21 protein-coding genes are annotated in these 23,384 nt (G+C 55.6%); 5 read left to right on the top strand and 16 right to left on the bottom strand.

What is annotated here, in order from left to right:
- Position 1 precedes the first annotated feature (1 nt).
- From lpdA to HY2_RS09015, 11 genes are all read right to left on the bottom strand, one after another.
- On the bottom strand, positions 2-1,417 hold the full coding sequence (gene lpdA, locus HY2_RS09065; RefSeq protein ID WP_034826846.1) for a dihydrolipoyl dehydrogenase: 1,416 nt from the start codon (positions 1,415-1,417) through the stop codon (positions 2-4).
- Complete coding sequence (locus tag HY2_RS09060; RefSeq protein WP_146617165.1) at positions 1,414-1,656, bottom strand: hypothetical protein; 243 nt, start codon at positions 1,654-1,656, stop codon at positions 1,414-1,416. The genes lpdA and HY2_RS09060 overlap by 4 nt, the downstream gene beginning before the upstream one ends.
- Before the next feature lie 140 nt (positions 1,657-1,796).
- Positions 1,797-3,140, bottom strand: coding sequence for a pyruvate dehydrogenase complex dihydrolipoamide acetyltransferase (locus tag HY2_RS09055; RefSeq protein WP_034826842.1), 1,344 nt, complete (start codon positions 3,138-3,140; stop codon positions 1,797-1,799).
- Positions 3,141-3,149: 9 nt separating this feature from the next.
- Positions 3,150-4,550, bottom strand: a complete 1,401-nt coding sequence (locus HY2_RS09050; protein ID WP_034826840.1) for a pyruvate dehydrogenase complex E1 component subunit beta — start codon at positions 4,548-4,550, stop codon at positions 3,150-3,152.
- 55 nt (positions 4,551-4,605) lie between these two features.
- Positions 4,606-5,619 (bottom strand): pyruvate dehydrogenase (acetyl-transferring) E1 component subunit alpha, encoded by a 1,014-nt coding sequence (pdhA, locus tag HY2_RS09045; protein WP_034826838.1) that lies wholly within the window; start codon positions 5,617-5,619, stop codon positions 4,606-4,608.
- A 67-nt stretch (positions 5,620-5,686) separates the two neighbouring features.
- Entirely contained in the window at positions 5,687-5,986 is a 300-nt protein-coding gene (locus HY2_RS09040; protein WP_034826837.1) for an FtsB family cell division protein, read from the bottom strand.
- A gap of 70 nt (positions 5,987-6,056) precedes the next feature.
- A complete protein-coding gene (gene eno / locus HY2_RS09035; RefSeq protein ID WP_034826836.1) occupies positions 6,057-7,337 on the bottom strand; it encodes a phosphopyruvate hydratase in 1,281 nt (426 codons plus the stop codon).
- Between the two features lie 105 nt (positions 7,338-7,442).
- Entirely contained in the window at positions 7,443-7,628 is a 186-nt protein-coding gene (rpmF, locus tag HY2_RS09030) for a 50S ribosomal protein L32 (protein ID WP_034798733.1), read from the bottom strand.
- A gap of 127 nt (positions 7,629-7,755) precedes the next feature.
- The gene (locus HY2_RS09025; RefSeq protein ID WP_051594868.1) at positions 7,756-9,009 is read right to left on the bottom strand and encodes a dipeptidase; all 1,254 of its coding nucleotides are present in this window, start codon (positions 9,007-9,009) and stop codon (positions 7,756-7,758) included.
- 221 nt (positions 9,010-9,230) lie between these two features.
- Positions 9,231-9,920 carry a histidine phosphatase family protein gene (locus HY2_RS09020; RefSeq protein ID WP_233346252.1) on the bottom strand — a complete coding sequence of 230 codons (690 nt, stop codon included), beginning with the start codon at positions 9,918-9,920 and terminating at the stop codon, positions 9,231-9,233.
- Between the two features lie 44 nt (positions 9,921-9,964).
- Complete coding sequence (locus tag HY2_RS09015; RefSeq protein ID WP_034826833.1) at positions 9,965-11,062, bottom strand: CaiB/BaiF CoA transferase family protein; 1,098 nt, start codon at positions 11,060-11,062, stop codon at positions 9,965-9,967.
- 117 nt (positions 11,063-11,179) lie between these two features.
- Between HY2_RS09015 and HY2_RS09010 the strand changes: the two genes are divergently transcribed.
- Positions 11,180-12,433 carry a PleD family two-component system response regulator gene (locus HY2_RS09010; protein ID WP_034826831.1) on the top strand — a complete coding sequence of 418 codons (1,254 nt, stop codon included), beginning with the start codon at positions 11,180-11,182 and terminating at the stop codon, positions 12,431-12,433.
- Here the strand turns inward: HY2_RS09010 and mfd are convergent.
- Entirely contained in the window at positions 12,430-15,891 is a 3,462-nt protein-coding gene (mfd, locus tag HY2_RS09005; protein WP_034826830.1) for a transcription-repair coupling factor, read from the bottom strand. The genes HY2_RS09010 and mfd overlap by 4 nt on opposite strands.
- Before the next feature lie 43 nt (positions 15,892-15,934).
- A complete protein-coding gene (locus HY2_RS09000; RefSeq protein WP_034826828.1) occupies positions 15,935-16,210 on the bottom strand; it encodes an FAD assembly factor SdhE in 276 nt (91 codons plus the stop codon).
- A gap of 79 nt (positions 16,211-16,289) precedes the next feature.
- Here HY2_RS09000 and recG point away from each other — a divergent pair, with 79 nt between their 5' ends.
- Positions 16,290-18,356 carry an ATP-dependent DNA helicase RecG gene (gene recG, locus HY2_RS08995; protein ID WP_034826826.1) on the top strand — a complete coding sequence of 689 codons (2,067 nt, stop codon included), beginning with the start codon at positions 16,290-16,292 and terminating at the stop codon, positions 18,354-18,356.
- Here the strand turns inward: recG and HY2_RS08990 are convergent.
- A complete protein-coding gene (locus tag HY2_RS08990; protein WP_081814991.1) occupies positions 18,328-19,086 on the bottom strand; it encodes a DUF502 domain-containing protein in 759 nt (252 codons plus the stop codon). The two genes, recG and HY2_RS08990, sit on opposite strands and share 29 nt — an antisense overlap.
- A 58-nt stretch (positions 19,087-19,144) precedes the next feature.
- Here HY2_RS08990 and HY2_RS08985 point away from each other — a divergent pair, with 58 nt between their 5' ends.
- Genes HY2_RS08985 through HY2_RS08975 form a run of 3 tightly spaced genes read left to right on the top strand, consistent with a single transcriptional unit; the run spans position 19,145 to position 21,428 of the window.
- Positions 19,145-20,173 carry a phosphotransferase family protein gene (locus HY2_RS08985; RefSeq protein ID WP_233346726.1) on the top strand — a complete coding sequence of 343 codons (1,029 nt, stop codon included), beginning with the start codon at positions 19,145-19,147 and terminating at the stop codon, positions 20,171-20,173.
- A gap of 4 nt (positions 20,174-20,177) precedes the next feature.
- Positions 20,178-20,546, top strand: a complete 369-nt coding sequence (locus HY2_RS08980; RefSeq protein ID WP_034826824.1) for a DUF6285 domain-containing protein — start codon at positions 20,178-20,180, stop codon at positions 20,544-20,546.
- Between the two features lie 33 nt (positions 20,547-20,579).
- Complete coding sequence (locus HY2_RS08975) at positions 20,580-21,428, top strand: hypothetical protein (protein WP_034826823.1); 849 nt, start codon at positions 20,580-20,582, stop codon at positions 21,426-21,428.
- On the opposite strand, the gene maiA is transcribed toward HY2_RS08975, so the two are convergent.
- Both maiA and HY2_RS08965 read right to left on the bottom strand, forming a co-directional pair.
- Positions 21,425-22,066: a maleylacetoacetate isomerase gene (gene maiA, locus HY2_RS08970; protein ID WP_051594867.1), complete on the bottom strand. Its 642-nt coding sequence runs from the start codon at positions 22,064-22,066 to the stop codon at positions 21,425-21,427. The two genes, HY2_RS08975 and maiA, sit on opposite strands and share 4 nt — an antisense overlap.
- Positions 22,063-23,379, bottom strand: a complete 1,317-nt coding sequence (locus tag HY2_RS08965) for an N-succinylarginine dihydrolase (protein ID WP_034826821.1) — start codon at positions 23,377-23,379, stop codon at positions 22,063-22,065. The genes maiA and HY2_RS08965 overlap by 4 nt, the downstream gene beginning before the upstream one ends.
- Between the last annotated feature and the right edge of the window lie 5 nt (positions 23,380-23,384).

Here is a 23,384-nt window from a genome sequence, read left to right as displayed (position 1 = left end):
ATCAGACGTGTATGACGCGTCCTTCGGCATCCAGAACGGATTCATGCATGGTTTCGGAAATGGTCGGGTGCGGAAAGATCGTGTGGATGAGATCCCGTTCCGTAAGTTCACCCTGCCGTGCTATGACATAGCCTTGGATCAGTTCTGTCACCTCAGCGCCGATCATGTGCGCGCCAAGCAATTCGCCAGTCTTCTTGTCAAAGATGGTTTTCACGAGACCTTCACTGGCACCCAGGGCGATGGCCTTGCCGTTTCCGATAAAGGGAAAACGCCCAACTTTAATGTCGTAGCCTTTTTCCTTGGCAACCTTTTCCGTAAGACCAACGCTGGCGACCTGTGGATGGGAATAGGTGCAACCCGGAACATTCCAGGGGTCAAACGCTTCGGCATGCTCCGCGCCCGCAATGCCTTCCACGCAGACAACGCCCTCATGAGACGCCTTGTGCGCGAGCCATGGCGGCCCCGTCAGGTCGCCAATTGCGTAAAGACCTTTGACACCTGTGCGTCCAAAGTTGTCCACGACAACATGGGTCTTCTCGACTTTGACGCCCAGATCTTCCAGTCCAAGATTTTCGACATTGCCGACAATCCCGACGGCTAGGATAGCGCGGTCGAATTCCTTCTTTTCCTTCTTGCCGGACTTGTCAGTGATTTCCGCCGTCACCGTATCTTTTCCGGCTTTCAGGTTTTCGACCTTTGCGCCCGTAACAATATTCAGGCCCTGCTTCTTGAAATCCTTCTCGGCGAGTTTTGAAATCTCTTCGTCCTCAACCGGCAGGATACGGTCCATAACTTCGGCCACTGTTACCTCTGCACCAAGTTCATGATAGAAGCTGGCGAATTCGATGCCGATAGCACCAGAGCCGATGACGAGCAGGCGCTTGGGCATCACGTCCGGTGTCATTGCTTCGCGGTATGTCCAGATCAGCTTCTTGTCGGCAACGAGGCCAGCCTGAGGAATGTCTCGCGCACGAGCGCCTGTTGCCAGCATGACATGCTTGGCCTGATAGCTCGTTTCCTTGTCGTCTTTGCCCTTGACGATAACCTTCGGCGCAGGCGTGCCTTTTTCCAAGCGCGCGGTGCCCTCGATGACATCGATCTTGTTCTTCTTCATCAGGAACTTCACGCCAGTGGACAACTGGTTGGCTACACCGCGGGAGCGTTTGACCACAGCCTCCAGATCAAAATCTGCTTTGTCGATCTTCAGGCCAAAATCCTTGGCATGTTTGGCAAGATGCATAACTTCGGCAGAGCGCAACAGCGCCTTTGTCGGGATACACCCCCAGTTCAGACAAATGCCTCCAAGGCTTTCCCGCTCGACTATAGCAGTCTTCATGCCCAGTTGGGTTGCGCGGATGGCCGCAACATAGCCACCTGGACCGGAGCCGATCACGATGAGGTCGTATTGGGTGCTCATTGAGTAATTCCTCTCATCTCGTCCCATTTCTTCCGGGCCTCGGCGACCCGTATGGCTGAACTTTCGAACATTTCCGGCGTGCAGATATATTCCGGTTCTTCAGTACTGATCTTGTTCATCATCACGACGCTGTCTGCCGCGATGCTCTCCCTGACCTCTTTGGAAATGCCACTATGGCGCAGCTCTTCCATGAAGGTGCTGAGATTGTCTTCACCGTTCGCCTCGCAAAGCAGATTCATGCCTTTTTCAACGGCAAGATCATTTGCGATGAGACGAATTTGCGTTTCGTTGATCCCTGCGGAGGAGTGTCTCTCTGATGTCTCTTGCTCGCAGCTTGCAACTGCCAGAAGGCACATCAGTGTAGCGGCCGCGTTCCGGATCAAAGCAGCATCGCCTCCGGCGTTTCAACGTAGCGCTTGAAGGCCTGGAGCCATTTAGCGCCTTCCGCCCCGCCAATGACGCGGTGGTCACAGGTAAGGGTAACGGTCATGATCGTGCGGGCAACGATACCGCCCTTGTCATCGACCACGGCGCGCTTCTGCCCTGCCCCAACGGACATGATCATGCCTTCAGGCGGATTGATGATGGAGGCAAAGCTCTTGATGCCGAACATGCCGAGATTGGAAATGCTGAATGTACCGCCGGTATATTCCTGCGGCTTCAGCTTCCGTTCGCGGGCGCGGCTGGCAAGATCCTTAATCTCTTCAGAAATCTCGGCAAGGCCTTTGGTTTCCGCCTTAAAGACAACAGGCGTGATCAGGCCGCCATCAATAGCAACTGCGACCGAAATATTTGCATGCTTGTGATAGGCAATACCATTGTCCGTATAGGACGCATTGCAATCCGGCTCGTCTTTCAGGGCCAGCGCAGCCGCCTTGATCAGCATATCATTGACAGATATCTTCACACCATCTTTGGCGGCCGCATTGATTGCCGCCCGGCTGCTGAGCAGTTTATCGAGCTCAACATCCACATTCAGCGGGAAGTGAGGCACCTGCATGAAGCTGGTTGTCAGCCGCTTGGCAACGGTCTTGCGCATGCCATCCAACGGCACAAGCTCATATGTGTCCGGAGCGTATATGCGGTCGTCAAGCACTTGCGGCAGGATCAGGCTGTCTGGCTGAGTCGGCGTGCCGGAGGATTTGGATGCGGCAGGCTTGGCGCTCTCGACATCACGCTTGATGATACGGCCGCGCGGACCGGTCCCTTCAAGGGTCTTGAGATCAATGCCCTTCATGTCGGCAATGCGGCGTGCCAGCGGGCTAGCCTTGATGCGGCCGTTATCCGTGTTTGCTGACGGCAGCGGAGTGGAAGCAATTTGCTTCGTGCCGGAAGGGGTATCAGACTTTGACGGTTCCTGCTTTTTCTCTTTGGGTTTCGACTCCTCAGCAGGTTTCTTTGCCTTAGCGTCTTCCTTTTTGGGCTCTTCTTTCTTGGGCGAATCCGATTTTACGGGCGCATCAATCGAAGAGGCGTCTTCTCCCTCTTCCGCAAGCACCGCAATCACTTCATTGACCTTGACGCCTTCGGTTCCAGCCTCAACCAGGATCTTCGCCATGGTACCTTCATCGACAGCTTCGACTTCCATCGTCGCTTTGTCGGTTTCGATCTCGGCAATGACGTCGCCGGAGGAGATTGTGTCACCTTCCTTGACGAGCCATTTAGACAAAGTGCCCTCTTCCATCGTGGGAGATAGAGCGGGCATGGTGATATTGATCGGCATGTCTGTCTCCTAGTCCACGTAGCAAACCTTGCGGGCGGCGGCGACAATGTCGTCAGCATCCGGAAGGCTTATGGCTTCGAGGTTGGCAGCATAAGGCAGCGGCACGTCTTTCTGGTGCACGCGGGCCGGCGGGGCATCGAGATAGTCGAAGGCTTCTGCCGTGACGGTCGCAGCGATTTCCGCGCCAACACCAAAGAAGCGCCAGCCTTCTTCGCAGCAAACGATGCGGTTCGTTTTCTTCACGCTTTCGACCACTGTGTCGGTATCCAGCGGACGAATGGTCCGCAGGTCGATAACTTCAGCATCGATCCCCTGCTCTGCCAGAATATTGGCGGCTTCAAGGGCAAAGCCAACCATACGCGAATGCGCGACCAGAGTCACATCTGTGCCCTCACGCTTGATGGCTGCCTTGCCGATAGGCAACACATGGTCGTCAAGGTCAGGCACAGGAAAGCTGTTCCCGTAGAGCAGCTCATGCTCAAGAAACACAACCGGGTTCGGATCGCGAATAGCCGCTTTCAGAAGGCCTTTGGCATCGGCCGCATCATAAGGGGCAACGACTTTCAGGCCGGGAACATGACCATACCATGCCGAATAATCCTGGCTGTGCTGAGCACCGACGCGGGAGGCTGCCCCATTGGGGCCGCGGAACACGATCGGACACCCCATCTGGCCACCAGACATATAGAGTGTCTTGCCGGCAGAGTTGATGATCTGGTCAATCGCCTGCATGGCGAAGTTGAAGGTCATGAACTCCACGATTGGCTTGAGGCCGGCAAATGCAGCGCCAACACCAAGACCCGCAAAGCCATGCTCCGTGATCGGCGTATCGACGACGCGCTTGGAGCCAAACTCCTGAAGCAGCTCACGCGTAACCTTATAGGCCCCTTGGTATTCGGCTACTTCTTCGCCCATGACGAATACGGCTTCGTCACGTCGCATCTCTTCGGCCATGGCATCACGCAGGGCATCGCGAACGGTCGTATCCGTGAAAGATGTTCCCTCCGGAATACTGGGATCGTTCAGCCGTTTTGCCTTGGGCGCTTCGGCTTGCTCGGTCTTACTCTCTGAGTCATCAGAGGACTCTTCCTTGTCGGAAGAGGCCGTATTTTCTTTCGCGTCAGCGCTCGCCGCATCCCCTTTTGCTTCGACAGAATGAGCGTCTTCGCCCTCTTCAGCCAGCACGGCGATGACGGCATTGACCTTCACGCCTTCGGTTCCTTCCGGAACGAGTATCTTGGCGAGTGTCCCTTCATCAACCGCCTCGACTTCCATCGTGGCTTTATCGGTTTCAATTTCGGCAATGACATCACCGGAAGAGATCGTATCCCCTTCCTTCTTGAGCCATTTGGATAGAGTGCCCTCTTCCATGGTCGGAGACAGGGCGGGCATAAGAATATCGACGGACATTAATTGGCTCCGGAAAACAGAATGACTATCAGACGCGACGTTTGTTCCAGAGGCATCAGGCGACCTCTACGTCTTTGAGGACATCCGTCCAGAGTTCGGAAGGATCAGGCTCCGGGCTCTCCAGTGAAAAGTCCGCAGCTTCCTTCACGATAGCTTTGATTTCTTTGTCGATGTCCTTGAGTTCGTCCTCTGTGGCATGACCATGCTCAAGAATCTGGCCTTTCAGGCCTTCGATCGGGTCGTGATGCGAGCGGATGTCATCTACTTCCTCGCGTTTGCGATATTTGGCCGGATCAGACATGGAGTGACCGCGATAGCGATAGGTCTTCATTTCCAGAATATAAGGCCCCTTGCCGGAGCGCGCATATTTCACGGCTTTCTCGCCAGCCTCGCGGACAGCCAGCACATCCATGCCGTCGACTTCCTCACCTTCTATTTCAAAGGATATGCCGCGCTTGAAAAGCTCAGTCTCGGAAGCGTGCCGGGCAACACTTGTACCCATGGCGTACATATTGTTTTCGATCACGTAGACTACAGGCAGATCCCAGAGCGAGGCCATATTGAAGGCTTCGTAAACCTGGCCCTGGTTTGCGGCGCCATCCCCGAAATAAGCCACGGCAACGTTGTCTGTGCCGCGATATTTGTTCGCGAAACCGAGGCCCGTACCAATGGGAACCTGGGCGCCCACAATACCATGACCGCCATAGAAATTCTTTTCCTTGGAGAACATGTGCATTGAGCCGCCCTTCCCCTTGGAATAGCCACCAGTTCGCCCGGTGAGCTCCGCCATAACGCCTTTCGGGTCCATGTCACAAGCCAGCATGTGGCCGTGATCGCGATAGCCGGTGATGATCTGGTCACCCTCTTTCAGGCAAGACTGCATACCTGTCACGACCGCCTCTTGGCCGATATAGAGGTGGCAGAAGCCTGCAATCTTTCCCATGCCGTAAAGTTGTCCGGCCTTCTCTTCGAATCGCCGGATCAGCAGCATGTCGCGGTAGTATTTCAGCATCTCGGCCTTGCTGGCCTTAGAGGGTGCTTTTTTGGTACTCTTAGATTTTGTCGCCATAAATCGCTCCATCCCTTTACCGACTTATGTAGGCGCAGATACGCAACGACAAGTCAGATCAACTATGTCAATTTGCAGGGGTCCGTTCAGACACAAGCAAAACGACCTCGTTTGGGTAGACAAAAGCCAGCTTCTCGCGAGCCATTGCCTCCACAAAGTCCGGATCGACAGAACCTGGCGTAAGACGACGAATATCCGTCTGAAGACGTGTGATTTCCGTCTCGATCCGGGCCAGTTCCGTCTTGCGGTCTTCCAGCTCTATCTGAGCATCTGACCACCGACCAAGCCCCTTCTCCCCCGCAAAGGCGTGGTAAGCAAAATAGAGCACAAGAAGACAAAGGCCAGCGGCCCCGAATCGGGATTTCATACCTATTAGCTAATACAGTTATGGTTAAGAGACCGTGACAGCGCAGATTGGCCGTCACGGTCTAGTATTTTTATTCAGCGTTGATGCGAGAACGGCCCGCATAGATACCAATTGGGCCTAGCTCTTCTTCAATCCGAATCAGTTGGTTGTATTTTGCTATCCGATCCGAACGCGAAAGAGAGCCTGTTTTGATCTGACCACAATTCGTGGCCACTGCGAGATCCGCGATCGTCGAATCCTCTGTTTCACCAGATCGGTGAGACATTACGGCTGTATAGCCATGCAGGTGCGCAAGCTCGACAGCATCCAGCGTTTCAGAAAGCGTGCCAATCTGGTTCACTTTCACAAGGATTGAGTTTGCTGCGCCCTTCTGAAGGCCGATGGACAGCCGGTCCGGATTGGTCACGAATAAATCGTCGCCAACCAATTGAACGCGATCACCAATGGCTTCCGTCAACGCAACCCAGCCATCCCAATCATCTTCAGCCATGCCGTCTTCGACAGACATAATCGGATAACGGCTGCAGAGGTCTGCCAGATAGGCGGCGAATTCATCGGAGTTGAGCGATTTACCTTCACCAGCCAGCTCATACTTACCGTTCTTGTAGAACTCGGTGGAAGCAGCATCCAGAGCCAGGGCGATGTCTTCGCCAGGTTTGTAGCCAGCTTTCTCAATGGACTTCATGATGAAACCAATAGCCTCATCTGTTGAGGCCAGATTCGGCGCGAACCCGCCTTCGTCCCCCACATTGGTGTTGTGACCTGCATCATGCAGCGTCTTCTTCAGGGCGTGGAAGACTTCAGCGCCCATGCGAATCGCATCGGCCATGCTCTCCGCACTTACCGGCATGACCATGAATTCCTGAATATCGATCGGGTTATCCGCATGTGCGCCACCATTGATGATGTTCATCATGGGCGTCGGCAGAACGCGTGCATTGGGTCCACCAATATACCGGTAGAGCGGCATGGCAGAGCTCTCTGCTGCCGCCTTGGCCATCGCCATGGACACGCCTAGAATAGCGTTTGCGCCCAGACGAGACTTGTTCTCTGTGCCATCCAGGTCGATCATGAGCATGTCGATCATGCGTTGCTCGGTGGCATCCAGGCCGGCAAGCTCGTTAAAGATCTCGCCATTAACAGCATCAACCGCTTTGAGGACGCCTTTGCCCAGATAGCGGGACTTGTCACCGTCGCGCTGCTCATGAGCCTCATAGGCGCCTGTAGACGCGCCGGATGGCACAGCTGCGCGGCCTACAGAACCGTCTTCCAGCGTCACATCCACTTCCACAGTCGGATTACCCCGGCTATCGAGTATTTCCCGGGCATGAATGTCGATGATCTCGCTCATGGGTGACTATTCCCTTTGTAAGTGCATATGAAAAAGCGCCCCCTGCGTGGCAGGAGGCGCTCGAACCCTTAAGGCTGTCAGCACAAAAGCGCAACAGCGGGCAATTTAGATATCGTCGCGCGGCTCAAGAACCTGACGGCCGCGATACATGCCGGTCTTCAGATCGACGTGGTGCGGACGACGCAGCTCACCGGAGTCTGCGTCTTCAATGTATGTGTTCATGTCGAGACGGTCGTGGGCGCGGCGCATGCCACGGCGGGACTTCGACTTTTTACTCTTGGGGACTGCCATGACAGGTATCCGGTGGTTTGGCGCGAAAATGCGCGTGAATTGGAAAGGGGCCTCATACATAGGCCGAAAGGTGTTTGCAAGGCATCAACCTCATTGGGCGCCGAATTTCTTCAGCGCCCTGTTGTGATCACTTCTTCTTGGCAGCTTCAACCTCGCGCAGAACCCGCAGCATGTTACCGCCCCAGATTTTCTCCAGATCTTCTTCGGTATAACCCTCTTCCAGAAGACGCGCGGTCACTTTCGGCAGAAAGGAAACATCTTCCATGCCTTCAACACCGCCACCACCATCCCAATCGGCGCCCATGCCAACATGGTCTGGTCCAACCAGTTTAAGGGCATAGAGCATCTGGTCCATAAACACGTCGAATGAGGACAGGGGTGCCGGAAATTCGGCATCAATTGCCTCATAGCGCTTACGGAAATCGGCCATTTGCTCATCCGTCAGGCCAGCCTCTGAGGCCGCATTATATTCTTTCTGAACGGCTTCGATAGCAGCCTTGCGCTCCGGGCTCGGCTCCAAATTCTCGATATAGCTGCCATAGGCATTGATATGAATCACGCCGCCATCATCCGCGACCTTCTTCAGCAGTTCGTCCGTTACGTTGCGAGGATGATCAAAGAGCGTGCGCACGCCCGTATGTGACAGGAAGATTGGCGTAGTCGATATGGCCATGATGTCTTCCACGGTCGAATCAGATGCGTGTGAACCATCAATCATCATGCCGAGCCGATTAGCTTCCCGAATCAGCTCCTCCCCCAGCGGGGTGAGACCGCCATAATCATTGGCCTCAAGATCAGTTGCACTATCGGCAAACTGGTTGTCACGGAAATGGACAGGCCCGATGAGACGTACGCCCTTGTCGTAAAACGTCTGCAGTAACGAAATATCGGTTCCGAGTGGGTAGCTGTTCTCGATGGACTGATAAACGACGCGCTTGCCCTCTCCGACGATACGTGCGGCGTCGTCAGCCGTGTAAGCCAGCTCAAAATTATCCGGATGGGCTTCGACCATCTGAATGATCTCGTCAGACCGATGCAGGGCTGCATTCTTGGCAGATTCATAAGAGGCGTCATCAAGCGGGCCTTGAGGTGTAAAGATGACCCAGAAACCACCATCCAGACCGCCCCGTTTCATTTTTGGCAGGTCTACCTGCACCTGCCCCAACTTAGAGGGATTGTCAGCCATGATGTCAAAATCAGGTTTTGAGAAATTGGCCGGAGTGTCCAAGTGCGAATCAAGCACCATCAGGCGTTCATGAATCTCCGCAGGCGTGGCCACCGCCTCCTGTTCAGTCTCTGGAACGGGTTCGGATTTCGGGGCTGACGGGCTGCAAGCAACCAAAGCCAGAACGGACACACCCAAGGCGAGATGTCTAATCATCTGTAATATATTCTCCAGTTTTCAGACTGGAGCCTAAGCCCTGTTTGCGCCGATGCAAGAAAAATGGCCGCCCATTGGGCGGCCAAGTTCAGCAAGAAGGACGTTAGACCAAAACCCGAAGCGGTTGCCTAAAGCTCAGGCCTAACAATTAGGATTAATAGCAGATCAATCTGAACAGCTACGCGCAGACGCGTTGTGTTTCATTCATGTTCACGCAGGGCTCAGTCCTCTGCACGCGTGAAGATGGCCTCCAGGCTACGCAGATTCATGCCATTCTTGAGATAGTTCGCCGGTGTAAGGTTCACGGCCTTGATCATACCGCGTTCTATCCGCGTGCCTGCATTATCGTCGTCTGGCACCAGATCGAAATCGATAATGTTGATGCATCCCGTATCCTGCTCAAAGCCAGAACAAGCCCCGAGCGGAGCTCCGATCACAGAAGCCAGCACCATGCGATTAACCACCTCATGCGCCACGATCAGCGCGCAGGCCCAGCTTGGTCGGTACAACAAGGCGCGCAAACCTTTTTCGATGCGCACCATGGCATCGGCGAATTTCTCACCCCCAGGCAGGAAGGTCGCATCAGGCTTTCCTGCGTTTTCAAAAGTGAAAGTCATCGTCGCGGCCAGATGCTCTGGAGATTTGAAGTCAATGTATTGGCCAGAGCGAAGCTCTCCGAATCGCGCATCCTCTTCGAGCGGTGGAGCATTTGGATGCTCCGCCAGCACAATCTCTGCAGTTTGGCGCGTCCGGCGAAGACCTGAGCAGATCGCAAGGTCAAACTCTACTTCCGACAGGGCAACACCTGCAGAACGGGCTTCTGCCTCACCCTGCTCTGTCAGATGCGCCACGGATGGATCGCGCGTGTCGCGCACCTCTTTAGAGGTGTAATCCACAAACCCATGGCGCATCAGATATATACGACGCCTACCGGTAGTTCCCGGCAAAGCACTCATTAGCGGCTCACATCCCAATCCTTGAGAATCTCGTCTGTATGCTCGCCAAGCCCTGCCGGCCGGCCCTGAATGGCGCCCGGTGTCACAGAGAATCTCGGCGCTGGCGCAGGCTGCATTACCCCTTCGATTTCAACAAAGGTCTGCCGGTCTGCATTGTGCTTGTAAGCCGGTGCTTCGGTCATGGAGAGAACTGGCGCAAAACAAATGTCTGTGCCTTCCATGATCTCGCACCACTCATCCCGCGTCTTGGTCTTGATGACATCCATGACCTTTTGCTTCAGCTCAGGCCATTTGGATTTGTCCATCTGAGCGTCGAATGACGTATCAGTCAGGCCAGCCTTCTCACGCAGTATGGCGTAGAATTGCGGCTCGATAGACCCGATGGAGATCCATTTTCCATCCGCACACTCATACGTGTCGTAGAAATGTGCGCCGCCATCGAGAAGATTCGACTCACGATCATCTGTCCATATGCCAGCGGCTTTCATTCCATAAAACATCGCGGCCAATGAGGCAGCGCCATCGGACATGGCCACGTCAATCACCTGACCTTCACCGCCATTCTTGACGTTCAGAATACCCGCCAGCATGCCCATGGCGAGATAAAGCGCACCCCCGCCATAATCGCCTACAAGGTTAAGTGGTGGCCGCGGCCGACTATTTCCGTCGCCCATCGCATGCAGGGCCCCCGTGATGGCAATATAGTTCAGATCATGGCCTGCGGAGTGTGAAAGTGCGCCATGCTGGCCCCAGCCTGTCATGCGACCATAAACGAGGTTTGGACTGCGCTTGAGCACGTCTTCCGGCCCTAGGCCATTGCGCTCCATAACGCCAGGCCGGTATCCTTCTATCAGACCATCAGCCTTCTCCAGCAATTTCAATGCAACTTCCACATCGGCTGGGTCCTTAAGATTCAGCCCAATAGAGCGGCGTCCTCGACCCATTACGTCAGCGGCCCTACCCGGTCGGCCATCACCCGGACGATCAATGCGAATCACATCTGCGCCGAGGTCTGACAACAACATGCCGCAAAAAGGCCCCGGCCCGATTCCGGCAAATTCCACAATGCGAACGCCATTAAGTGGTCCTTGGCCCATAATATTTCCTACCCTTACTCATTGTTGATCTTGAGATTAGCAGATCATTAAGCGGCGCACCCACAAAAGGAAGGGGTATCGTAACGTCGCCTTCTCCCCACGAGAGTATCCCTTTTTATGCCTGACCTGTCTTATCTGGACCCTCCTATCGAAGTGGCAGCGGAAAGCCCAAGACTGGAAATGATCCAGTCACGGCTGCGGTCAGGTCGCCTGCGTCCTTACAGGGCAAGCAAGTCCGTCTCGCGAAACTGCTCTGAGCCGCTCTTGGTAGATCTGGCAAGCGCCGACCCGGAAATTCTTCGGGCGCTAGCCAGCTCGATTTTCACGCGCCCGGTGGTTATTCTTGGGGAAGATTCAGAAGGTCGTACGCTCTTTGATGCACTCATCATCGATCGCGATAAGGATATCCCTCTATTGAGGGGGCGACTGGCAGCTCTATCACGCCGTAAAGCGCGGGCAACGGAGCTGAAATTGCGACGTGAGACAGCACGTGAGTTTGGCGTGGAATTCCCGTCCAGCCCGTCAGAAGTCGTTCCGGAACTGCTCTATCTAGGAGATGGCTCCACACGTTTTCTTGCGCTTCAGGCGGCATTGAATGAGCGCGGTGTATCTGTCACCGCGGCGCTTAGCGTTCATACGGCCACAGACTATATGAGGCATCGACGCTTTTCGGCTGTCCTGTTCGATGTCAGGCCCGCCTCGAAGGGACGCGCCAGTCTCGAACAATGGATTTCCTCTGGCGAAGCGGCTTTCTCAAACGTGCCACTGTTTGCATTGGTCGATTCCCTTCATGGTTTTGAGGAATCAGAGCGCAACATACTTGCGTCGACATCAGAGGTGCTGGAGCATGGCGTTGCTGCCAAGCGACTGGCTGAGCATATCGACATGATCAGCCGAAAATATCTTCATGAGGACTTGTTTGACACATCCCTAGACTATTCCGCTGACGTTATTGATGCTGACACACGTCTCCACGCCAGACCATATTTCGAGGCTCATCTGGAAAAGCAGATTGAAGTATCCATACAGCGGGGAGAGCCTCTGTCATTACTGATCGTAAAACACTCAGATAGTGGCTGGTTCGATCTCGGACAACGCCAGCGCTTGGCCGAGATCCTGACGAACAGTTTGCGCGATACAGACATGCCAGCCGTTCTGGGAATAGACTCGTTTGTCATCAGTATGCCAGCGACACCCTATCGGGGCGCAGTGACTCTATGCGAGCGATTCCTGCGATCGGTTGAAGAACACGACCCGCATCTGGCTACACAGATTGGCTGGCGCATCATGGAAAAGCGCACCTACCATACGGCCCGAACATTGGTGGCCAATACAGCCGCCGGCATATTCCAGCGTCTTCGTGTGGCCTAGACAGGCACGAGGCCCGCTGCAGCCTCCAGCTCTTTCAGAAAGCTCCGTATGCGTGTCAGTCTCTGCTCTGGTGTTCCGCCAAGACCGGAATGCACGAGCTTTGAATCCGGACGAATACGCAAAGCTGACGGACGGCTGCGAACGACTTCCAGCAGTTGGCCTGGATCAAGCACGGTGTCCTCCCGGAATGCGAAGACCGCTCCCTTCTCGCCCGCATCCAGCTTGCTGATGCCCAAGGCCTTGCACTGCACCTTGATAGCGGTGACTTCCAGCAATTGCTTGGTCTCTTCAGGCAGCGGACCAAAACGGTCAATCAGTTCTGCGGCAAAGGCTTCACGCTCCTGCGCGGTGGAGATTTCTGACAGGCGGCGATAGAGCGACAATCTGATATTGAGATCTTCAACATAGGTCTCCGGAATCAGAACTGCCGCGCCGATATTGATCTGCGGGGACCACTCGTCTGCAAAGTCCTCGTCCTCATTTGCCCCCGCCTTCAGGGCGTTCACAGCGTCCTCCAGCATGGATTGGTAAAGCTCCACACCAACTTCCTTGACGTGACCGGACTGTTGATCGCCGAGCAGGTTGCCGGAACCACGCATATCCAGGTCGTGACTCGCCAACTGGAAACCGGCCCCGAGCGAATCGAGGGACTGCAGGATCTTCAGTCTACGGTCGGCTGAATCAGTGATGACCTTATCTTTCGGTGTTGTGAAATACGCATAGGCGCGAAGCTTGGAGCGTCCCACACGTCCGCGCAGCTGATAAAGCTGCGCGAGGCCAAACATATCGGCCCGATGAATGATCAGCGTATTGGCTCGCGGGATATCCAGACCGCTTTCCACAATAGTCGTCGACAGCAGAACATCATACTTGCCTTCATAGAAGGCAGTCATGATGTCTTCGAGCTCTCCAGAGGCCATCTGGCCATGCGCCACGATAAAGGAAACTTCAGGCACATTGTCGGACAGGAAGCGTTCCAGCTTGTCCAGATCCTGAATGCGGGGTGCCACGAAGAAGGCCTGCCCGCCGCGATACTTCTCGCGCAGCAGGGCTTCCCGTATCGTTACGGTATCTTCTTCTGTAATGTAGGTTCTGACCGAAAGTCGGTCGACTGGCGGCGTCGCAATGATCGACAGATCGCGAATTCCTGTAAGCGCCATCTGAAGCGTTCTCGGGATAGGCGTCGCAGACAGGGTCAGTACGTGAACGTCTGACTTCAGTTCCTTCAAACGTTCCTTGTGCTTGACGCCAAAACGCTGCTCTTCATCGACGATCAGAAGGCCAAGGCGCTTGAATTCAATCGTCTTGGTAAGGAGGGCATGCGTGCCAACGACAACATCAACACTGCCGCTTGCTAGCCCGTCCCGTGTCTCTGCTGCTTCGCGTTGACCGACCAGACGCGACAGAGGGCGCACATTGAGTGGCCACCCGGCAAATCTTTCGACAAATGTCTTGTAGTGTTGACGCGCCAGCAGAGTCGTTGGTGCAATGACGGCAACCTGCTTGCCGCTCATCGCCGCGACGAACGCCGCGCGCAGGGCAACTTCGGTTTTGCCGAAGCCAACATCGCCGCAAACGAGGCGGTCCATGGGCCGACCTGAGCCAAGATCGCTGAGGACATCCTCAATGGCGTTTAGCTGATCATCTGTCTCTTCATAGGGGAACCGCGCAGCAAACTCTTCATAGAGCCCCTGCCCCGCATTGACGGCTTCAGCACGCTTAAGCTCCCGCGCGGCGGCGATGTGCATCAGCTCCGCCGCCATCTCCAGGATGCGCTTCTTGGCCTTGGCCTTGCGCGTCTGCCAGCCTGCCCCGCCCAGTTTGTCCAGTTGGCTTTCATCATCTTCCGAGCCATAACGGCTCACCAAGTCGATATTCTCGACCGGCAGGAAGATGGTATCGCCACCGGAATACTCAATTTGCAAACAATCATGCGGTGCGCCGGTCACTTCCAGCGTCTTAAGGCCTATATAGCGCCCGACCCCGTGATCGATGTGGACCACGAGATCGCCAGTATTCAGCGTCGCCGCATCGGAGATAAAATTGGCTGACTTCCGCTTACGGCGCGGAGCAGCAAGCCTGTCTCCGAGAATGTCGGCTTCAGAGATGAGGGCAAAATCCGGCGTTTCGAACCCGGCCTCGATTGGAATTTCGACAACCGTGAAATCTGTCTTGCTAGTCGCTTCCAGGCTATGCACAAGCGCCAGATCGGTTAGGCCATGATCTGCCATGACATTGATCAAACGGTCCGCGGATCCAGCAGACCACGCGGCAAAGGCAACCGGGCGACCCGAGCTGTTCAGAGCTTTTGCATGCGCTATGGCAGCTTCGAAAATATTGCTGTCCGTGTGTAGTCTTTCCGGAGCGAAATCCCGTCCCGGACGGCCTTGCAGGTCGAACGCATTTGCGCCCGGCTCTGCGGGATAGAAACGCGCCGTCGCGCTCGCAGCAAGGCGCTGTTCCAACTCCTTGGGAGTGAGGTAAAGCTCCTCCGGCGGAAGCACTTTCGCATGGCGGACATCCCCCCCGCCTGCTTCCAGACGTGCGGCATGATAGTCCTCAGCCTGCGCCAGTCGCTCAGACGCTGCTTCACCGGCCAGATGACCCATTCCTATCAGAGGCGCCTGGCCCAGATAATCGAACAGGGTTTCCATATGATCATGGAATAGCGGCAACCACGCCTCTACGCCTTGCCGGCGAATGGATGCCCGGGCCGCTTCATAGGCCGGATCACCAGATGGAGGGCCAAAGACGGCGAGATACTTCTCGCGGAAACGGGCCAGCACATCATCGTCGAATAGAATTTCGCTGACAGGAGCAAATGCGACGCTCTTTGCATCGCCTGTGGAGCGCTGCGTTTCGGTATCAAATGTACGGAGGGTCTCCAGCGCATCACCAAAGAAATCAAGCCGGTAAGGTTCAGGCGCAGTTGGCGGGAAGATGTCGATAATCCCCCCGCGAATGGCAAACTCCCCCTGCTCGCGTACAGTACTGGCGCGGAGGTATCCGTTTACCGCCAGATACTCTGTCAGATCCTTCTGGTTGACAGACTGCCCCACGCCAACAGCGAAGGAAGAGCGCTTGAGCACGCTGAGCGGCGGAACCCTTTGAACCAGAGACGAGGCCGTCGTGACGACCAGCAAAGCGCCCTGCTCCGGCTGGTATCTGGAAAGCCGCGCCAAGGCTGCACACCGACGCGCGGCCACACCAGCGGTTGGGCTAACGCGGTCATAGGGCAACGTATCCCAACTCGGTAGATCAACCTGATCCAGCTTGGGCTGAGCGAATTGGGCAATCCGGCGCGCCGTCGCCGCCGTCTTGTCGTCACGTGCGACATAGACGCCAACGCCGCCACGCTGGACCAGCGCCTTAGCGAAGGTAATGAGGTCAGCACCAAATGGAGCCCCCGATAGCGCCGCGGGCCCGCTGAGGGATTGCAGGAGGTCAACAGGGGTCATCTGAACCGAAACCTATGGAGAAAGATAGGAATTTGCGGCTCAATCAACCGCCCTGTGCGGCGTAACGGAATGCGATCAGTTGGTCCAGCACCGGGCCGCGATGATTGTCAGGCACAGGCGTCTGACCAATCAACCATGCATACACCTCCCAGTCCGGAACGCCGAGAAGCGCTTCGAACTCATCAAGCTCTTCAGCCTGATAAGCTTCAAGATACTCATCCGCGAATGAGCCCATCAGTAGGTCCATTTCACGGAAGCCTCTGCGCCAGGCGCGGAAATTGAGCTTGCGGCGGCGTGTATCAATGGATGTATCCTGCATGACTTCACCATATAGCCTTCCTGTCAGAGATAAAAAGCGACGATTGTGCACCCAGTGCAGCGCGCATAGTCTGCGTCGCATGCGAGATGAACGCCTCTTTCCACTCTTTGCCGAGCTCACCAGCCTTTCTGGCGTTGGACCGAAGCTGAGACCTGTGCTCGAAAGGCTGACAGGTGGGGAGACTGTCTGGGATCTGTTGCTGCATCTGCCTGAAAGGTGGGTGGACCGCCGTGTGAAGGACACGATCGAGGACACCGTCATTGGAGAGGTCACCACCCTGAAAGGCGAAGTGCATGCTTATAACGCCCCATATTCCGATAAATCCCCACACAAGATCACCCTCTATGACGGAACTGGATTTCTGACGCTTGCCTTCTTTCGGGCAGATGGGCGCTGGCTGCAGGGCCAGTTCCCTATTGGCAAGGAGCGGATCGTCTCCGGCATGATCGAGGAGTATCAAGGCGAACGTCAGATGACGCATCCCGATTACATCATGGACCCTGCCAAGGGAGAGCGGCCACCTGAAGTCGAACCTATCTATGGCCTGACTGCCGGTCTGACCAACAAGCGCGTTCATTCCCTGGCAGTGCAATCCCTGTCCAGAGTTCCGGAAGACCTGCCGGAATGGGCCGACCCGACATTGGTTGCTAACCGGCATTGGCCGGGGTTTCGTCAGGCCCTCTATGATCTGCATTCGCCTGATGAATATGATGAAGACATGTTTGCCCTGGCACGTGAGCGTCTTGCCTATGACGAGGCCCTGGCCCGCGAGTCCGCTTTCGCCCTGGCCCGCGCCAGCCGCGCTCGCAGGTCCTCGCCCGCCATTCCCGCCAATACTGCCGCACATCAGAAACTATGCAGGACGCTTCCCTACAAACCGACGGGCGCCCAGCAGAGAGCTTTTGCAGAAATTTCCGCAGACATGTCCAAAACAGCGCCAATGCGCCGGATGCTTCAGGGTGACGTAGGGGCAGGCAAGACACTTGTAAGCGCCATGGCTGCCGTCCAGGCTGCTAGCACGGGATTCCAGGCTGCCATCATGGCGCCTACGGAAGTTTTGGCGCGGCAGCAATACGAGACCATGGACAAGCTATTGTCGCCCTTAGGGTTCACCGTGGCGGCCCTGACCGGGCGGGACAAGTCGACAGCACGCGAAAGTATCCTGATGGGTCTTGCAGACGGATCTATAGATATCATTGCGGGCACGCAGGCCCTGTTCCAGCAATCCGTGACCTTCCGAAATCTAGGTCTGGTTATAGTGGATGAACAGCACAGGTTCGGTGTGGCAGACCGCATGAAACTGGCCGGTAAGGCTGTCAGCCCGCACATGCTGGTCATGAGTGCGACGCCGATTCCCCGCACACTCGCGCAGGCGGTTCATGGCGATCTCGACGTTTCCATCCTAGATGAAAAACCGGCAGGACGTGTCCCCGTGGAAACCCGCGCCGTCCCGGACACCCGAATCGAGGAAGTGGTCCAAGCTGTCGGACGGGCCCTTCGCCGGGGCGAGCGCGCCTTCTGGGTCTGCCCGAAAGTCGATGTGGACGATGATGATTCCACAGCTGTCGGGCGACATGCGGCATTGAGTGACCAGCTTCATGTTCCTGTAGGGCTCGTCCATGGAAGGATGAAGCCCGCTGAAAAGGATACAGCGCTCGAAGACTTCCGAGCTGGTCGTACAAAGATTCTTGTCGCCACAACGGTCATCGAGGTGGGCGTAGATGTCCCTGAAGCCACAATTATGGTCATTGAGCGCGCCGAAGGCTTTGGACTGGCACAGCTGCACCAGTTGCGCGGGCGCGTGGGGCGTGGAGACCGTCCCTCATACTGCCTACTGCTATACCGGCCTCCACTAGGCGATACAGCGCGCGACAGATTGGATACGCTTCGCCGGACGGAAGACGGTTTCGAGATTGCGGAAGCCGATTTCCGCCTCAGAGGTCCGGGCGACATGCTGGGCCTGAAACAGGCTGGCGCGACGGATTATAGAATCATAGATCTCGCCAGGCATGCAGGCCTGCTGGAGATTGCCCTCAAGGATGCCGAATCTGTTGTGTCCAAAGACCCTGAGTTGAGTGGTGATCGTGGCACGTCTCTCAGGCTGGTCAGAGAGCTGCTTACTCCGAAGATTCAGGCGCCGACTTAGGCGGCGGAACTTCAGATCCCTGCACCGCCTCAGCCTGAGCCGCAGGCCCGCTCTTTTTCGGCAGATGCTCTGGCACGACAAGCCCTGCGGAGAGGATCATCTTAGCGCCCTCCTCCACTGTCATGTCGAGCCGCACTACTTCGCTGGCCTCAATATACATGAGGAAACCGGATGTCGGGTTGGGCGTCGTCGGCACAAAAACACCAATAAATCCCGGCCCCAGCGTAGAGCGTACCTCGCCACGCGCCGGGCTGGACAGAAAGCCGAGACACCAGGTACCAGGCTTGGGAAACTCTATGAGCACGCACTCGCTGAATTGTTCGGTATTGCTGTTGGCAAAGACTTCGACCAGCTGTTTGAAAGCGGAATATACAGAACGGATGATCGGCAACCGCCCAAGAATGCGGTCAGCCAGACTGATAACAGACCGGCCAATCAGGTTGGTCGCGATGGCTCCCAGTATCGTAAGGAAAAGCACCAGGACGATCAAACCGAACCCTGGAACCGCATAGTTGAGATAGGTCTCGGGCTTCAGGGCAGCGGGAAGCAACGGAACGACACGCCGATCAATCTCGCCAATCAGAAACTGAAGAATGAGAAAAGTAACCACGACTGGCAGCGCGATAACCATGCCCGCAAAAAAGCGGCCCCGCAGCCAGGCAAACAGGCTCGGCTTGCCGAGTCGCTCCCCTTGTAAAAGGCCGCCGTCCTTATCGTCGCGTCTGGACATGTCACACTTTCCTCAAACGAGATTTGCGTAGCTTACTCTGGGTTATGCCTTGGCCCAGATGTTGTTCCGCGTAATTGTGGCGAAGATGGGTAATGCAGAACAGATTCAAAAGGCCTTAACGGCATGGGCAGAGCAATTCTATGGCGCTGAAAGCTCTTTGGAGCATGTAGCGCGTCTTTCCGGGGGTGCCAGCCAGGAAACCTGGGCGGTCGATATCGCCGCAGACGGCGGAAAGTACGAGCTGATTCTCCGCCGTGTTCCGGGTGGCTTCAAACAGTCCGCGCGTAATTCCGAGGCAATTGGCCTAGCCACTGAGGCGCGTCTGCTGGAGTGTGCCTCAGGCACAGTACCCGCCCCGAAAGTCATGGGCGTCTTTTCCCCAGACAGCGATATGGGCGAAGCCTTCCTGATGAACCGCATCAGTGGCGAGACCATCGCGCGCAAGATCCTTAGGGATGATGACTACAGCGTTGCGCGGGAGAAATTGACAGTACAGTGCGGTAAGGCGCTGGCAGGTATCCACGCGATCCCGGTGTCCGAACTTCCCGACCTGCCGGAAACTCCAGGCCTCGCGCAACTCGACAAGTACGAAGATATTTATCGCGGCTTTGACATGCCCCGCCCAATCTTCGAACTCGCCATCAGTTGGTTGAGACAGAATCCGCCTCCCCCTTCTCCCGCAGTTCTGGTGCATGGGGATTTCCGTCTTGGAAATTTAATTGTCGACGAAAGCGGCCTGGCCGCGGTGCTGGACTGGGAACTCGCGCATTTGGGAGATCCCCGCGAAGATATTGCCTGGTTGTGCGTCAATTCATGGCGCTTTGGCCATACTGAAAACCGTGTCGGCGGCTTCGGCCAGCTAGAAGACCTGCTATCGGCCTATGCGGATGCAGGAGGACAGAGTTTCTCACCTGAAGATATCGACTGGTGGGAAATATTGGGCAGCCTCAAATGGGGCATCATGTGCATGATTATGTATGAGGCCTATCGTTCTGGCGCCGACCCTAGCGTGGAGCGGGCCGCCATAGGCCGTCGCGTCTCGGAAACAGAGATTGACCTTTTGAACTTGCTGGAAGGAAAGGCCTGATCCCATGCATGATGCTCCCTCCCAGAAAGAGATGATCCAGGCGGTGAAAGCTTTTATCGACAATACAGCCATGCCCTCCCTAAAAGGCCATGCTGCATTCCACGCCCGCGTTGCCTCAAATGTCCTTGCGACCGTATTGCGGGAGATGGACATCCGCCCCGAGGCGGAATCAGAAGAGGTTCAGAGACTGACTGAGCTGCTCGGTACAGAACCAGGCCAGTCAGCTGTCGCCCTGAACAAACTACTGTGCGAGCAAATCCGCAGTGGTGAAATGTCGCTCACGAGACCGGGCCTGTTAAGCCACCTCAAAACGACCACAATTGCACAGTTGTCTGTCGACCAGCCTGGTTATTCCGGGCTGAAAACGAGCTAAACGGCCCGGCAGGCCAGAAATTCAGGAAGAGCTATGAAACGCTTGATGTTACCCATCATTGTTGTGGCGCTATTGGCTATTGCCGGTGGATATTGGGCTTGGACTAGTATTATCTCTCCCCCGCCTTATTTGGAACTGGAACCTCTTAATTACACGGAAGATTCAAGCTGGTCTGCTTTACCCGTGGAATCGCCTCCTGCGGTATGGGTCGATGGTTGGGGTATTGATGTGTTCATCATCAGCAAGGATGCCGCTCTGAAAGGGCGCAGCCAGTCTCAGCTAGAAAAGCATGAGCGCAAGGCCAGAGAGCAGGCCCAAGCCTTGAAAACGAGTCTGCAGCAGATTGGCGAAATCTACGCCCCTCTCTATCGCGATAATGCTCGCAATGATGATATCACGCGCGCCTTTGAAACATATCTTCGGTCGGACAATCTGGGGCGAGCACTGATCATCGTCCAGGATAGCCCTATCCCGCCTTCCATTATCGCACGTCTAGAGCAAGACCCGGATCTGCGAGACCGCTTCGGGGGATTCCTGGCCATCTCTGACGCAAAGGACGGTGTTCCTCCTCTACAATCAGCTCAAACCACATCTGCCACCCCAGATAGCGAGACCAATTCTGAAGAGACCTACTGCCCCGAACGCCTCAGGGATCAGGAAAACTGCCAGATCATCGTACCCGCTCACAAAAGCAAAGGCATCTGGATGATCACAAGTGATAGCGTCCCCGGCGGCACGCTAATTGAAGAATTTCCAGAATGGCTTGAGGGCAATGTTGCCAAAAGCGCAGAACCGCTCGGCGACTTTGAGGAAGTGGAAATTGTTGATATTCGCCGACCAGGCGAGACAGATGAGCGCCGCGATCGCGAAACAGACAATTAAGCGTCTGGAGCGTTGGGCCTCGACTTCCTGAAGGCTTCAAGCGTGTCACAGCGCCGCTCTATTTCCAGCAATATCGAATAGGCCGAGAGGTCCATATCATAGCGACGGGCATTATAGAGCTGGGGCACCAGAGTAATCTCGGCAATGCCCGGCGCATCGCCAAACAGATAACCGGCTTCGGGTAGCGACCTGGCAATTTCTTCCAGAGCATCAAAGCCTCTGCGGATCCAGTCCTGATACCAGCCTGTGATGGCAGCTTCTTCTGCCCCATATGTTTGGCGCAATTCCTTCAAAACTGAAAGATTGTTCAGGGGATGAATGTCACATGCAATCGTATCCGCAAATGCGCGGGCTTGCAGACGTGTCCACGCATCTTCCGGAAAAAGAGATGGCCCTGGCAGGGTTTCATCCAGCCACTCAATAATGGCCATCGACTGGCCACAGACGCGCCCATCTACTTCAATAGCGGGAACCCGCATCTGGGGATTGGCTTTGCGATAGTCTTCCCCGAACTGCTCATCCGCACCTGGCGCAATATTGACCTGCACGGTTTCATAATCAGCTTGCTTCAGATTGAGAGCAATTCTGAGCCTGTAAGACGCCGACGATCGCCAATAATCGTAAACGCGTATGCTCATGCGAGTTCTTCCAGATCAAGGACTTTCAGTAGCTCTTCCCGCGCAAGGCGGCATTCATTGGCAAACTCGGGGTCTGTAAGATCGGCAGGAGACAGCCGGTCACGGTAAGTGCGACGCACAACATCTTGCAGATCATCAATGGTTTCATCATCCAGCAGAACCCCCTGATGGCAGGCATCAATCTCGTCTTCGGTCATGACGACGCGCAATCGCAGGCAGGCGGGCCCTCCCCCGTTTCGCATGGATTGGCGCACGTCGGCATAGATGACTTCCCCAATGGGCCCATTCCCTGAAACCATCTGTTCACAGAACTTACGCGTTGATTCTGTTTCCTGCGTCTCCATGGGTGCTACAAGAACAAGGCGATCCTTTCCCGGCATGGCCAGGAGTTGCGAATTGAACAAATAAGCCTTGATGGCATCGCCGATCGGCACTTCCCTGCTGGGCACCATGACGGGCTTAAGTTCGAACAATCCTTCGGCGGATCGGCGAAGAGTGTTCAATGTCTCATCCGTATTCTCAAAGGCCAGTTCATGGAAAAACAGGGTGTCCAAAGCCCCTACGCTAACCACATCATTATGGAAGGCCCCCGCATTGATAGCAGCCCGGGACTGTCTGGCAAATACTGCTCGCTCCAGACCATGGGATCTCGCTATCGCTTCCGAAGCAAGGCGTGTTTGTCTTGCCGGAAAGCCCACAATGCTCTCGCCCGCATCCCGACCGTACACGAACAGCTCAACACCAACAGCCCCGTGGTTCGCGCACAGGCGTACATGGTTTGCGGCACCCTCGTCTGCGAAATCCGAATGCATGGGCAAGGCACCATGTACGGCAAACATCTCATCATTGGCAAAAACGCTGACAAGACTTGCCGTCGTGTCCGGATGCTCCTGAGCACGATGCAGCATGGTGGAGAGATTAGCCGCAGTGAAATGCAACCGTCCATCCTTTGTATCAACTGAGGGAGATACCGTCGCCGCATTGGCTGTCCACATGCTGGAGGCTGAGTAAGCCGCTTTCAGCAAGCGCGGATCTGTCCTGGCAGCGGTTTCTATAATCTGCGCATCACTTCCATGAAAACCCGCCGACACAAGCAAATCAAAATTGGGGCGAGGCAGAGGTGGCAGAACACCCTGGACCAGACCATATCCAATCAACATGCGCATCTTCTCCAGCCCCTGAAGCGCTGCTTCACGTGGATTGGAGGAATCCCCTGCATTATAGGAGCTTGCCAGATTGCCATCAGACAATCCGCCATAATTGTGGGATGGGCCAATCAATCCATCGAAGTTTACTTCATGGGCTGAGGTCATGCGGT

It is taken from the genome of Hyphomonas pacifica (assembly GCF_000682675.1).
Lineage (GTDB): Bacteria > Pseudomonadota > Alphaproteobacteria > Caulobacterales > Hyphomonadaceae > Hyphomonas > Hyphomonas pacifica.
Note: the sequence above shows the minus strand (reverse complement) of the source record. Positions and strands in the feature narration are given on the sequence as shown.

What these genes read in the sequence shown, in the direction of transcription:
- HY2_RS09060 (WP_146617165.1), bottom strand. Translation starts at nt 1,656, where the DNA reads ATGAATCTGCTTTGCGAGGCGAACGGTGAAGACAATCTCAGCACCTTC.
- HY2_RS09010 (WP_034826831.1), top strand. Translation starts at nt 11,180, where the DNA reads ATGCCTGACCTGTCTTATCTGGACCCTCCTATCGAAGTGGCAGCGGAA.
- pdhA (WP_034826838.1), bottom strand. Translation starts at nt 5,619, where the DNA reads ATGGCGACAAAATCTAAGAGTACCAAAAAAGCACCCTCTAAGGCCAGC.
- HY2_RS09040 (WP_034826837.1), bottom strand. Translation starts at nt 5,986, where the DNA reads ATGAAATCCCGATTCGGGGCCGCTGGCCTTTGTCTTCTTGTGCTCTAT.
- HY2_RS09055 (WP_034826842.1), bottom strand. Translation starts at nt 3,140, where the DNA reads ATGCCGATCAATATCACCATGCCCGCTCTATCTCCCACGATGGAAGAG.
- mfd (WP_034826830.1), bottom strand. Translation starts at nt 15,891, where the DNA reads ATGACCCCTGTTGACCTCCTGCAATCCCTCAGCGGGCCCGCGGCGCTA.
- eno (WP_034826836.1), bottom strand. Translation starts at nt 7,337, where the DNA reads ATGAGCGAGATCATCGACATTCATGCCCGGGAAATACTCGATAGCCGG.
- lpdA (WP_034826846.1), bottom strand. Translation starts at nt 1,417, where the DNA reads ATGAGCACCCAATACGACCTCATCGTGATCGGCTCCGGTCCAGGTGGC.
- HY2_RS08980 (WP_034826824.1), top strand. Translation starts at nt 20,178, where the DNA reads ATGCATGATGCTCCCTCCCAGAAAGAGATGATCCAGGCGGTGAAAGCT.
- recG (WP_034826826.1), top strand. Translation starts at nt 16,290, where the DNA reads ATGCGAGATGAACGCCTCTTTCCACTCTTTGCCGAGCTCACCAGCCTT.
- HY2_RS08965 (WP_034826821.1), bottom strand. Translation starts at nt 23,379, where the DNA reads ATGACCTCAGCCCATGAAGTAAACTTCGATGGATTGATTGGCCCATCC.
- HY2_RS08985 (WP_233346726.1), top strand. Translation starts at nt 19,145, where the DNA reads ATGTTGTTCCGCGTAATTGTGGCGAAGATGGGTAATGCAGAACAGATT.
- HY2_RS09015 (WP_034826833.1), bottom strand. Translation starts at nt 11,062, where the DNA reads ATGGGCCAAGGACCACTTAATGGCGTTCGCATTGTGGAATTTGCCGGA.
- HY2_RS09020 (WP_233346252.1), bottom strand. Translation starts at nt 9,920, where the DNA reads ATGCGCCATGGGTTTGTGGATTACACCTCTAAAGAGGTGCGCGACACG.
- HY2_RS09025 (WP_051594868.1), bottom strand. Translation starts at nt 9,009, where the DNA reads ATGATTAGACATCTCGCCTTGGGTGTGTCCGTTCTGGCTTTGGTTGCT.
- HY2_RS09000 (WP_034826828.1), bottom strand. Translation starts at nt 16,210, where the DNA reads ATGCAGGATACATCCATTGATACACGCCGCCGCAAGCTCAATTTCCGC.
- HY2_RS08990 (WP_081814991.1), bottom strand. Translation starts at nt 19,086, where the DNA reads ATGTCCAGACGCGACGATAAGGACGGCGGCCTTTTACAAGGGGAGCGA.
- rpmF (WP_034798733.1), bottom strand. Translation starts at nt 7,628, where the DNA reads ATGGCAGTCCCCAAGAGTAAAAAGTCGAAGTCCCGCCGTGGCATGCGC.
- maiA (WP_051594867.1), bottom strand. Translation starts at nt 22,066, where the DNA reads ATGAGCATACGCGTTTACGATTATTGGCGATCGTCGGCGTCTTACAGG.
- HY2_RS09050 (WP_034826840.1), bottom strand. Translation starts at nt 4,550, where the DNA reads ATGTCCGTCGATATTCTTATGCCCGCCCTGTCTCCGACCATGGAAGAG.
- HY2_RS08975 (WP_034826823.1), top strand. Translation starts at nt 20,580, where the DNA reads ATGAAACGCTTGATGTTACCCATCATTGTTGTGGCGCTATTGGCTATT.